Genomic DNA, 12,089 nt, shown 5'->3' on the forward strand with positions numbered 1-12,089 from the left:
TATAATTTTGTCTAACTAATTAGAGATTTAGACTGTTGTGGGGAAAAGAGCCCCGACTTTTTTAAAAAGTCGGGGCTCTGGCAGTCCGTCTACCTTTTTGTAGATGTATGATTTAATTCTTTGAAACTACAGATTTTCTACATTAATTAGTCCATAACCCCATTTGTTATCAAAGGTTGCTGTATTTTCTCCAGGAATAGAACTATTTTGACGTAGCAAATCTTTCATAGCTTCTGGAGTAAGATTAGGATCGCGTTGCAGCAACAGTGCCACCAAGCCAGTAACAAATGGAGTTGCCATACTCGTACCAGCTAAGGCTGCAAATTTAGAGTTCACCATCATTGAGCGATCAAAGTTGGCAGTAGACGAAAGAGCAGAAACAATCATCGCTCCTGGTGCTGCAACATCAGGCTTTTGCGAACCATTCCGCAGTGGACCTTCGCTACTAAAGTCAGAAATATCATCCAACTCTAAACCGACTTGTCGCTCAATACCATCAATATCAGTGTATTTAACTTTGCTAGTATAAGAAGCTACTGTAATTGCAGTGCTGGCAGCGCCTGGTGAACCAATTTTCATTGTGTCGGATATGCTTTTACCTGTAAAAAATACCGACGCTGCGTCATCTAATGTCCATACGTCTAGACGTACGTTATCTCCGGAGGTGTTGCGTACTCGTAACTGCCAAACTCCACCTGGAACAGGTTGGTTAAATCTAAAACCTCCACCCCGAATTTGTACAAAGAAGTTATAGTCCCCGTTGACTGGATCTGGCCCTGGAGTGACAATCTCCACCCGTGCATCTGGTAAGTTGTATTGTTTTGAGGGATTGCCATCAGCAATGATTGGTTGGAAAGGAGTAACAAATCCGTTAGGACTGCGTAGAGATATTTCCAACTGACCATCACGGGAATACCAACCGTTTAACCAGATAATACCTACTTGATTGTAGGGAACACTAAAGCGCATAGTTCCCAAGGTTTTGCTGCTAACAGTTGTCTGACCGTGAATATTGTCATTACCTTCATTACCCGCAGCACAGCAAACAATCCTTCCTGCCCCAGATTCAGCATCAATAATTTTTGATAAAGAGTCACTACCATCGTGGGCGTCGGCGTGTCCACCTAAGCTAAGATTCACGACTGCTGGACATCCCATTTCACTTGCGACTCGGAAAATATAGCGAACACCATCAGCAATATGAGCATCTTGCAAATCAGTTTTAACAATTACTAATTCTGCTTCTGGTGCTACACCACCATAGGTATTGTCCAAGCCAGAGGCAATACCTGCAACGTGAGTACCATGACCATCTGTGTCTTGGGAAATAGTCAACTGGGTTCCTGTTAATTCGGCTCCATAACCGCCTTCTGTTACTCCTGATCCTGGTAGAGTTTGATCCCAAATTCTTAAGATACGTTCTGCAAAAGCGGGGTGTTTTGGATCAATACCACTGTCTATGACACCAATAACTACTCCCTTACCAGTCAATCCAGTATTATTCTTAAACTCCGGCAGTTTTACTTTCTCTGGTGCTACATCCATCCGCAATTTTAATTTACGGGATGGTTTGATCCTTTCAACAGCAGATTCTTCAGATAAAGCATCTAAACGATCTAGGGGTAAGTATGCTGTCCTGACAGCACCTGTATTTTGGTTAATTTCAATACCGTATTGTGACAAATGGCTCAGATCTGCGTTTTCGTCACAGTAGATAAAAACGACACTACGGGTAGGCTTAATGCTATTTTTTGGGGCAATTATTCCAAGCGATCGCTTGTGCGTGGTTAAAGCTTCTTGTCCTTCTCTTTGATAATCCTCATAAGCTAATAGCAATCCGGGAGAAAGTTTTTCGTGTCTCATTTTTACCTCAATTTCAGTGCAATTGCTGCAAGATTTTAGCAGGATAAGTCACTTCAGCACCAATTTTTCACAAGTAATTTTTTTAGCTACAATCGTTGCAAGCGAATATAGTTATCTGCTGCTAAATGTAAAAAAATACAATTATTTAGTTCCTTCGCAATTCATGAATACAATAACTGTCTGATTGATTTCGCAAAAATTCTGCTCGAAGAAAATAAATAAAATCTTAAATTCGTGAAAAATAAACTCAAATCAAGCGAAAAACTATTAAATTCTTTGTGCCTTAGTGTCTTTGTGGTTCAAAGATAATCTTTTTTACCACCAAGACACTAAGACATGAATTGAGAAGGCAGCTATGCAGGAGGCAGTTGGCAGCTATGTAACCCCATAAATCAATTTAGGGGATTCAATAGGGACGCAGTATTTCTTGCGCTGTGCCAGAGCGAAATACATATTTTTTCTTTTTTTCATAAATAAATAATGGTGCCTTTAAACCCTTTTGGCAGAGGGCAAAAATTATATTTTCAACATAGCTGCCTTCTGCCCTCTGCCTTTCTTCGGTAAAATTTATTAATAGGGATAGTTAAATTACTCTTGGATATTTAAATATTTATCTTGTTTTGAGAAAATACAGATAGGTGAAGCGACAAAAAGTAAAAAGAAGCTTGACAAATAAAAGGTAAAAGGTAAAAGGATAAATTTTTCCTTTTCCTTTTCCTTATGAATATACTTTTTAATGTTTACTTATTTAAATTTGCTTTAGCATCTTTGACTGCGGCAAAGAAAAATAGTGCTGTTAGGGGAATGCTTAACCCTAAAATAATGGCGGTGGTTTGAGTACCTAAATCAGGCTGTCCTGAGGTAAGTTCAAAAATAGAACCTACTGCTGCGATCGCAGTAATACAAGAACAGGCTAAAAATAAACCACTCTTGGGAGTCATTACGTTCACAAGCACACCATCCTACACAACTGATTTGACAGCTTGATAGGAGAAGCCGTATTTGGATAACTCCTGTGCTAAAGCCAAAGAGTTTTCTACACGGTCTACAAATACTACACCGTTGAGGTGGTCGATCTCGTGCTGAATACAGCGTCCTAGTAAATCTGAAGCCTTCAGTGTTTTAGGACGTCCATACTCATCTTTGTAGGAGATTTCTACAACTTCGGGACGCTTCACATCCATGTAAACTCCCGGAATGCTCAAACATCCTTCTTGGGCTACGCAGATGTCCCGACTCACCTGTTTGATAGTAGGGTTAATCAACACCAGTGGGGAGTTAGCCGCGTTATCTGGTTCAAGATCGATGACTATAACTTGTTTATGAATTCCGACTTGGGGTGCAGCCAAACCAATGCCATCTTGGCTGTACATCGTTTGTAGCATTTCCCGTGCTAGTTTGCGGATTTCTTCGTCTACTTTAGTAACACGCTTGGCCCCTTGGCGCAAAACGCGATCGCCAAGGTAATGCAGTTCCAAGGGCGGATTTTGTAACTTTTTCTTCTCAACAGCGACTTCCGAAGGCATTCTTTTTTATCTCACCTATTATGGATTGGAAATGATTCCGCTTTATTCAATCTTAGCAATCTGTGGGGAAGTGGGGAGATGGGGAGTGTGAAGGGTGTGAGGGGTGTGAGAAGTCAGTAACAACCACTAACTACTAACCAATAACCACTAAACCATTGACCATTGACAAATGACAAATGACTAATAATAGAGTTTGATGATTTTGTATAAACTATAGGTTATATAATGTTGAAAATACTGACGAAAGTTGACTATTTGTTGAAAGAAACCTTGATTGGTTTACAGCGTGGTGGCTGGATGAATTGGGCTGCTATCAGTACTGTTACTGTGTTACTATTTTTATTCGGTTTGAGTTTACAAACTTCTTGGCAAGTAGAAAAATTACTTTATCAATTCGGTAGTCAGTTGGAAGTATCTGTGTATCTTGATCCGGGTGCGCGGGCTGAAAGTGTTGAACCTTTGGTGTCAATAATGCCAGAGGTTGCAGATATAAAAGTTATTACTAAGGAACAGGCTTGGCATAAGTTAGTTAAAGAACTGGGAATTTCTGATATCGAAGGTGCTACGCAGCAGCTAGGTGACAATCCGCTTGTAGATGAATTGAAGGTGAAAGCACGTAACTCTGAGGTAGTACCAACCTTAGCAACACAACTAGCAAAGTTACATGGAGTAGATGCAGTTCAGTATGTAGATGAAGCAGTCAGAAGGATTTCTCAGTTGCATCGAGGTTTAAGCTGGGTGACACTGATAATTACTATAATTTTGACTTTAACAGCGATCGCTGTTACTACCACCACTATTAGATTAATAGTTATGGCGCGACGCCAGGAAATTGAAATTATGCAACTAGTAGGAGCAACTTCCGCTTGGATTTACCTACCATTTATATTGCAGGGAATTGCTTTTGGTTTGGTTGGAGGTGCGATCGCTTGGAGTTTCATTAGCATTATTCAACAGTTTCTGGGACATTTACTGGCTAATCAACCAGAGTTTATCAAATTTCTCACCAACGGTTTACAACTGACTCCGTTACAAACTTTATTATTGCCCTTGATTCTTCTGAACTTTGGTGCAACTGTAGGATTAATCGGCAGTTTATTTGCTGTGCAAAAATTTGCGAAAAGTTAGTCAATAGTCAACAGTCAATTGTCAATTGTCATTTGTTATTAACCACTAACCCTACTCTTGTGAGAAGACGCTTGTGCGTCTACGGGTTCGTCAGTCGCTCATGGGGGACTCTACCGGTCCCCACTCCCCCTGCGTTCCCGTCGCTGACTCACCACTAACCACTAATGTACAGACGTGAGGAACATCGCGTCTCTACCCACTAACCACTAACCACTAACCACCAAACAAATGACTCAATGGGAATTTTTACTCAAAAATCTTGGTGAATGGCAAGGTTCATTCACTCGTGTATCTCCCCAAGGCGAAATTCTTGCAGATACACCTAGTATTGTATCTTTAGAAAAGTTAAATAATAATCAAACAATTCGGCAAATTATTCGCTTAGGTGGAGATGAAAAAGTCCTAGAATATAGTTCTCTAGGACGGGGTGTATTATTTTTTGAGAATGGTGCTTTCTCTCAAGGTACGATTCAGCTAGGTCCATTTTCGGAATTTGGAGCAGAATTAGGATTAATTCATGAAAATCGCCGTTTACGCCTTGTACATTTATTTGATAAAAACGGTCAATTAGAACAATTTACTCTCATCCGTGAACATTTAGCGGGAACCCCAGTCACCCAAAGCCCCGCTTTCACAGTAGAAGCATTGTTAGGAGAATGGCAAGGGGAAGCAGTGACGATATATCCAGATTGGCGATCGCCTGATCGTTACTCTACCAAAATGCAATTGCAACTAGATAGTTCTGGAGTTTTAGTCCAAAGTCTTTTATTTGGCGATCGCACAATTACTTCCACCGCTACAATCAACGGTTCTATTCTGACATTTGGTAAAGACTTGCAGCATCAGGTACAAGTTTTGCTATTACCCGATGGCGCTTCGGCTACTTCACCGCTAAAAATACAATTTCGCCAACCCTTTTTTTTAGAAGTGGGTTGGTTAATTACACCAAATCTTCGCCAACGCATGGTTCGTAGTTACAACGATAAAGGAGAATGGGTGAGTCTAACTTTAGTGACAGAAAATCGAATGAATCCAGTATAAATTAAGAGCGACGAATAAAGCGCCCAATACCAGCAGCGCACCGGAGAGCAATTTTTTTCTGTCGGTATTCCCAAGGGGAATAAAGTTGCATCGGTATTTGTGTGTTTTGCCAGTAAGCTTTATCTGTCAATGTTGGTGGTGATCCTCCCAAAGCTTTAAAAATTAGTTGTTTTCGCCAAGGTTTGATCTGGCTTCCTGACGCATGTGACATGATATCTACGCTAACGCCACCAAAATCCATTCCCATCCGACTAACAGTGCTAAGTGGTTCAGAACTTAACATTAATGCCAGGTTCAAGACACATTGATCGGTTTGGAAATAGGGATAACGATTCAAAGCAAGACAAAACTCTTTGAGATTTATATAACCTGCTTCCTCAAAAATATATAATAATTTTTGCCATAACAAAAGTATAGATTTTTGACTCTGTTTTACACCAATAAAGCCAGAATTATAGTAGCGATCTAGTTCACGTTGACAAGAAAAACCGTAGTGTTCAGCAAGTTCTTTCCAAGCGACTCGATAGGGATGATTGGCTGGCATATAATCATAAGCATCTTCACATAAGGCAATGCCACGATCAACCCAATCAATGTAGAAATCCCAGCAACGTTTATTGACAACATCAGGGTCAAAATAAAATAATGCTTCAACTTCTGGACAATAATTTTCCCACAGTTGCAGCATGAAATCAGGTTTGTAATTAGCAAAAAATATTGAAGTGGTTAGTTTGATAAATCGAATTACGCAATCTTCTGCGACATAAAACTCCTGATAACCTTCACCTTCTTGAAGAAAATTTACCCAAGGAGGTAAACTCCCACGATATCCTACCCAGACTACACCGCGAAAGCCGTGATTGTAAAGAGAATTAACTAATACCCCTACGCCGTAATGATAATCACCTTCAAATAAAGTACAAATATTTGCAAGCATAGGCAATAAACTCTGAACTCTAAATAATGTTGTTGAAGGGACGAAGACAAGGCCAAGTTAATAGTTCACCAAATAATTCATGACAGCAAATTTCCACTCTTCATTCATTGGTAACTGAGCAAATATATACTTGCGTTTACTGGAGAGTACTCATAGCAAGTATTTTGACAAAAGTATCCATACTAAAGACATGTTATTCATCTATCCAAAGAAGTAAACTCATTTAATTTGTCAGAAATCATAGACATTATATTTCTATGCATAAATCCTCAAAATCCCACCCCAGTCCTACCCTTACTAAGGGAAGGAAGTTAATATATTTTTCCCCCTTAACAAGAGGGGTATTTAAAATATTCGTGCAAGAGGTCTATTAATTTCTAGTGTTAAATAGAAAGATTTAGCATATATCTAAGCAGTCATATTATTGACTATAATTATGACCAAAATATGACAAAATAAAAACTTTACACAAAAGAACACTTATAATACAAAGCCTTATAAAGTAAATCTTGATACTCTTGCTCACCCACTCTATAAGCTCCAAATCTTTCTAAATGGGGGTTCATCATTTGGGCATCAAATAACACAAATTGCCTTTCTCGTAACCTTTCTACTAACTTCACCAGTGCCACTTTAGAACCATCGGGAATACGATAAAACATTGATTCCCCAATGAAAGCACCACAAACAACAATCCCTAAAATTCCTCCAGCCAGTTCATCACCTTGCCAAGTTTCAAAACTGTACGCCCAACCTGTTTTGTATAGCTGCCAGTATATATCCTTTAATTCTGAAGAAATCCAAGTTACTTCTCGGTTAGCGCAACCTTCGACGACACCTGCAAAATCACGGTTAACCGCAACAGTAAACTGCTGTTGATTCAGGACACGCCGTAGCGACTTGGGGTAGCGAAATCGATCATCTAAAGGAATGAGAGTCCGATCGCGACTTCCATACCAACCCAAGGAGTTATCCTCATCAGCCATGAGAAAATAACCTTGGGCATAGCCTTGAATAATACTGGCGATATCATATTGCATAAATAACACCAAAATAACAAACACGAGAGGAACACTCTTTCTTATAAATGCTACCTAATCATCCTCTGTGTTCCTCTTTGATTCCCTTAGTGTCACTCTGCGTTTTAAAATAAAGAAGATGACTGAACCTATTCCACCTATTACCCTGCCACCATCCCAAAATCCGGAACTTGAAGGCGAATGGTTAAAGCGACGCTTGCATGGGTGGCTAGATGCAGAATTTATCCCAGAAGCAGTTAACCAAAACATTGCCGAACGTGCAGCACAAATCTTTGTTCGGCAACGGATGGAAGGAGAAAATGACCTTGGTTCTCTGGTAATTGCTATTGTCACAGAGATGCAGGCATTTGATTTTTCCAAAAGTTTTTATGGAGAGTTTGCGATCGCCAACGCCGTTAGCGATCTACTCTTAGAAAGTCTGGGAATTGATAAGTGTTGTGGCCAATAATATTTTGTTGATTGTTGGTGGTTTGTTGTTGTTTGGTTTGTTTACTGGTTTCCCAACAACTAGCAACTAACAACAACCAACTAACTACCAACTAGACTTAACTACGCCAGGCAAAAGACCTTCGTGCGCCCATTCCCGCAAAACATTCCGAGATAGTCCAAAGTCGCGGTAAACACCTCTGGAACGGCCAGTGGCCCAGCAACGATTACGACGGCGGCTGGGTGCGCTGTTGCGGGGTAGCTGTTGAATTTGTCTGTGAATTTCCAGCTTATCCATTGGATCTTCTGTAGTTCTGAACTCTTCTAACAAAGCTTCCCGCTTGGCAGCATACTTTGCCACTAACTTGGCGCGTTTTTTCTCGCGCTCAATCATGCTCTTTTTTGCCATTGAGTCTGTTACTAATTTGAATTAAAGACAGCATTTTCCATTCTATCTGATGGAATTAGTTAATGGTTAGTTGTTAGCAACAGTGGATAAAAATGTCCCACAGGGCCTTGCCCTTTACCGATATTTAGGGCGTAGGATAGAGCATTAGTAACATACTCTTTTGCCTGTTGCACTGCGGTGAATAAATCATCACCACGCGCTAAATTAGCTGCGATCGCTGCTGATAAAGTGCAACCAGTACCGTGAGTATTTTTTGTATCTACCTGTTTGACACTGAGAGTCTCGAGTTTTTGCCCATCAAACCAAACATCGACTCCCCGTCCACTTCCCGACATCCCACCACCTTTGACTAGCACTACTTTGGCTTTGAATTTCTCATGAATAATTTGAGCGCACTGGCGCATATCATCCACAGTGTTAATTTCTAAACCGCTCAAAATCTGGGCTTCGTAGCGATTGGGTGTAGCGATCAGAGCTAGGGGTATAAGTGTATGGCAAAGTGTATTCACAGCCTCATCGTCAATTAATTGCGCCCCCGTCCTTGACACCATTACAGGATCAACAACTAAATTTTGAATTTGTAAAGCTTCTACTTCGTGGGCAACAGCTGTGATAATTTCTTTGTTCAGCAACATTCCTGTCTTTGCTGCTTGCACACCGATATCCTGACATACAGCTTGCATTTGGGCAATCACAGCCTCTGGTGACATTGCATCAACTCTGGTAACACCTAAAGTATTTTGAGCTGTTACACAAGTGATTGCACTCGTACCGTGGACACAGTGAAAAGCAAAGGTACGTAGATCCGCTTGAATTCCTGCACCACCACCACTATCTGAACCAGCGATCGTTAAAGCAACAGGTATGCGAGATGTTGTTTCGGCGTTCATAAAATGATGTGAATCCCATGAGTCCTGTTTTTACCTCTCCCCCAACCCCTCCTACCGTGTACACACAAGCTTATGAATCCTGGTTTTACCCCACCCTAACCCTAAGCGCGTGCGCTTAGGGAACTGGATCTCTTGTTTCCCCCCGAATATCGGGGGGATTAAGGGGGGTAAATCCAACTTCTTTGTACACAGTAGCCTTGGAGAGGGGAGGAACAACGCGATTAAATCTCCGGTGTTTATAACCGGGGGACATGCCAATTGTCGCTGATAACTGAATCACTGTTAAATCACAGCGATCGCTATTTTCCCTACAGCACGTTCGCTTTCGCTATAAGTATGAGCAGTGGCTAGTTCTTGTAGGGAATATGTACGATCAATCACAGTCCTAAGTTTACCTGCTTCAATTAATTCTTTCAGATAAACCAAATCTCCAGCATTTGCCGATTCCAGTACTAATTTGGCTTTTTTACCAGGAATAATAGTTGTCACAATTCCCGGCAGAATGTTTTCTGGGGTAGGTAGTGTAGTAACGTAAATACCATTAGGTTTTAGTACTTTTTTGCACTCAGAAAAAGACCGCTTACCAACTACATCAAAAATGATATCGTACTGTACTGTTTCTTGAGTAAAATCTTGTTGCGTGTAATCAATTACGCGGTCTGCTCCTAAAGATTTCACAAATTCTACATTTTTAGTGCTGCAAACACCAGTTACTTCTGCACCTAGTATCTTGGCAATTTGTACTGCGAAAATACCAACACCACCAGAAGCACCATTAATTAATACAGTTTGTCCTGACTTAATGTTGCCTTTGTCTCGCAGTCCTTGTAAAGCAGTCAATCCGGCGATGGGTACAGAAGCAGCTTCTGTGTAGCTCATGTTTGTAGGTTTAATAGCAGCACAACTTTCTGGAACTGCTGCAAATTCTGCATAAGCTCCTCCGTTGGGTGGTCTAAGAGTACCATAAATGGAATCACCAATGGTGAAGCGTGTAACATTAGCACCAACTTCTACGACTTCACCCGCTAAGTCAAGCCCAAGAATCATGGGAAATTTATTGCCTGTGACAATTCTCAACATACCCTTGCGGATTTTCCAATCAACAGGGTTAATACAACTAGCATGAACTTTTACAAGTAATTCATCAGGTTTTATTTTTGGTGGTGCGACATCTTCGTATTGCAACACCTCAGCAGAACCATACCGATGAATGACAGCTGCTTTCATAGTCTCCCTTCCGGTATGCTAATTTTGCCTTCAGTCTAGTTAATTATTTTTCAGCAAAACAACTTCCTTAAGAAAGGGTACTTATGTAATACAAAGATTTCATCCTTTTTCTATCCCCGTTGAGGGTCTTGATGAAAATCCTGGAGTAGGAAAAGTACTTTATAAACAACTATTGCGCTCTATTACATCGATTGGAGCGAATGTTGAAGAATCTGAATCGGCACAAAGTAGAGCTGATTTTCTCAACAAGCTTGAAATTGCACTCAAACAATCTAGAGAAACTAAGTATTAAACATCTCCGAAATCTGCCCAAGTATCTGTGTGACTAGCTTATAGGGTGCGATCGCCAGTTTAGCAATCCAGCTAGTTTCTACAATAGAATAGGGGTTTGAGATATTTGTTGTTAATAATCCGACAAAAAACGTGATGATGTGCATTCATTTTTCAATCAGGCGAGCGCGTATATTTCTGCTGGTAATACAAATGCCCCAATTTGTAATCTTACTACTCTACAAATTGTTAAAATTACTTGTTCATACTTTTTAGGATTTAAGCGAAATCTTTCTTGAACAACTCGAAATATTTTTACAGAACGAATTCAGTGTTCAACAAATACTCGTTTCGATAAAAACTCCTGTTTTCTTTTTTCTGGTCAATGGTTAACTTAACTTGGTAATGAAATCGATGAAATTTTTAGGCATTGACTTAGGCTGGAAATCGCAACCAAGCGGATTATGCTGCTTAGAATGGGCAGATCACCAACTACAAATCCTCGATTTAGATCGCAAAGAAGCAATTGCAGATATCCTCAACTGGGTCGATACTTGCGTTCCACCAGGTGAAAGTGCCGTCATCGCTGTAGACGCCCCAACTCTTATCCCCAACACCACGGGTAGCCGCCTCCCCGACAAACTCACCCACAAACACTTCGGTAAATACCATGCCGGTTGCTACCCCGCCAATCTCAATCTTCCCTTCGCTGAACGCACCGTCAACTTTGGTTTAGAACTAGAATCTCGTGGCTTCGCCCACGCCCCCACTATCGAGTCGCAAAAACCTGGTAGATATCAAATCGAAGTCTTTCCCCACCCCGCCATAGTCCATCTCTTTAGCTTAGAACGTATCCTCAAATACAAAAAAGGACGCCTGAGCGATCGCCGCCAAGAACTGATCAAACTCTACAATTACGTTACACAAACCCTACCTATCTTAGAACCTTCTTCGTGTACTTTGCGCCTTCGCGGTTCACTTCTCCCCGAAATCCCCACCACAGGCACAGCACTCAAAGCAGCCGAAGACAAACTAGATAGCTTAATCTGCGCTTACGTCGCAGCATATTGGTGGTATTGGGGAGAACAACGTAACTTCGTACTAGGCGATCACACTACAGGTTACATAGTTGTTCCCCGAAGGATAGGGGATTGGGGAGAGGGGAAAGAGGACAAGGGAGATGCGGAACTCGGGGTCCCCCATAAGCGATTGCCGTAGACGCGCTTTACTCGGCTTCTGTAAAGTAAGGGTCCCCCGGCATTAAAGAAAGAGGCGTTGGGGATTAGGGGCAATGGGGAGATGGGGAGACACGCGGAATAGCTAATGCCCGAT

Annotated in this window: 13 protein-coding genes; 5 read left to right on the forward strand and 8 right to left on the reverse strand. The window is 41.1% G+C overall.

What is annotated here, in order from left to right; translation table 11 throughout:
- Window positions 1-126 precede the first annotated feature (126 nt).
- From RS893_RS07325 to def, 3 genes are all read right to left on the reverse strand, one after another.
- Window positions 127-1,863 (reverse strand): S8 family peptidase, encoded by a 1,737-nt coding sequence (locus RS893_RS07325; RefSeq protein ID WP_315790542.1) that lies wholly within the window; start codon window positions 1,861-1,863, stop codon window positions 127-129.
- Between the two features lie 740 nt (window positions 1,864-2,603).
- Complete coding sequence (locus RS893_RS07330; protein WP_315791904.1) at window positions 2,604-2,804, reverse strand: hypothetical protein; 201 nt, start codon at window positions 2,802-2,804, stop codon at window positions 2,604-2,606.
- 21 nt (window positions 2,805-2,825) lie between these two features.
- Complete coding sequence (gene def, locus RS893_RS07335; protein ID WP_315790544.1) at window positions 2,826-3,389, reverse strand: peptide deformylase; 564 nt, start codon at window positions 3,387-3,389, stop codon at window positions 2,826-2,828.
- 225 nt (window positions 3,390-3,614) lie between these two features.
- On the opposite strand from def, the gene RS893_RS07340 reads away from it, so the two are divergent.
- Together RS893_RS07340 and RS893_RS07345 are read left to right on the forward strand one after the other, a co-directional pair.
- Window positions 3,615-4,517 carry an ABC transporter permease gene (locus tag RS893_RS07340; protein WP_315790545.1) on the forward strand — a complete coding sequence of 301 codons (903 nt, stop codon included), beginning with the start codon at window positions 3,615-3,617 and terminating at the stop codon, window positions 4,515-4,517.
- 228 nt (window positions 4,518-4,745) lie between these two features.
- The gene (locus RS893_RS07345) at window positions 4,746-5,558 is read left to right on the forward strand and encodes a DUF3598 family protein (protein ID WP_315790546.1); all 813 of its coding nucleotides are present in this window, start codon (window positions 4,746-4,748) and stop codon (window positions 5,556-5,558) included.
- 1 nt (window position 5,559) lies between these two features.
- Here RS893_RS07345 and RS893_RS07350 read toward each other — a convergent pair whose 3' ends face one another.
- Together RS893_RS07350 and aat are read right to left on the reverse strand one after the other, a co-directional pair.
- The gene (locus tag RS893_RS07350; RefSeq protein ID WP_315790547.1) at window positions 5,560-6,495 is read right to left on the reverse strand and encodes a hypothetical protein; all 936 of its coding nucleotides are present in this window, start codon (window positions 6,493-6,495) and stop codon (window positions 5,560-5,562) included.
- Between the two features lie 464 nt (window positions 6,496-6,959).
- A complete protein-coding gene (gene aat, locus RS893_RS07355) occupies window positions 6,960-7,535 on the reverse strand; it encodes a leucyl/phenylalanyl-tRNA--protein transferase (RefSeq protein WP_315790548.1) in 576 nt (191 codons plus the stop codon).
- Between the two features lie 118 nt (window positions 7,536-7,653).
- Here aat and RS893_RS07360 point away from each other — a divergent pair, with 118 nt between their 5' ends.
- Entirely contained in the window at window positions 7,654-7,983 is a 330-nt protein-coding gene (locus tag RS893_RS07360; RefSeq protein ID WP_315790549.1) for a hypothetical protein, read from the forward strand.
- Window positions 7,984-8,067: 84 nt separating this feature from the next.
- On the opposite strand, the gene rpsN is transcribed toward RS893_RS07360, so the two are convergent.
- The 3 genes from rpsN to RS893_RS07375 form a co-directional block, all read right to left on the reverse strand.
- Window positions 8,068-8,370, reverse strand: a complete 303-nt coding sequence (rpsN, locus tag RS893_RS07365; RefSeq protein WP_315790550.1) for a 30S ribosomal protein S14 — start codon at window positions 8,368-8,370, stop codon at window positions 8,068-8,070.
- Window positions 8,371-8,429: 59 nt separating this feature from the next.
- On the reverse strand, window positions 8,430-9,260 hold the full coding sequence (gene thiD, locus RS893_RS07370; RefSeq protein WP_315790551.1) for a bifunctional hydroxymethylpyrimidine kinase/phosphomethylpyrimidine kinase: 831 nt from the start codon (window positions 9,258-9,260) through the stop codon (window positions 8,430-8,432).
- 282 nt (window positions 9,261-9,542) lie between these two features.
- A complete protein-coding gene (locus tag RS893_RS07375; RefSeq protein WP_315790552.1) occupies window positions 9,543-10,487 on the reverse strand; it encodes an NAD(P)-dependent alcohol dehydrogenase in 945 nt (314 codons plus the stop codon).
- Between the two features lie 112 nt (window positions 10,488-10,599).
- On the opposite strand from RS893_RS07375, the gene RS893_RS07380 reads away from it, so the two are divergent.
- Complete coding sequence (locus tag RS893_RS07380) at window positions 10,600-10,779, forward strand: four helix bundle protein (protein ID WP_396336454.1); 180 nt, start codon at window positions 10,600-10,602, stop codon at window positions 10,777-10,779.
- 392 nt (window positions 10,780-11,171) lie between these two features.
- Complete coding sequence (locus RS893_RS07385; protein WP_315790553.1) at window positions 11,172-11,975, forward strand: DUF429 domain-containing protein; 804 nt, start codon at window positions 11,172-11,174, stop codon at window positions 11,973-11,975.
- Window positions 11,976-12,089: the final 114 nt, after the last annotated feature.

Source organism: Fischerella sp. JS2 (assembly GCF_032393985.1).
Taxonomy (GTDB): Bacteria; Cyanobacteriota; Cyanobacteriia; order Cyanobacteriales; family Nostocaceae; genus Fischerella.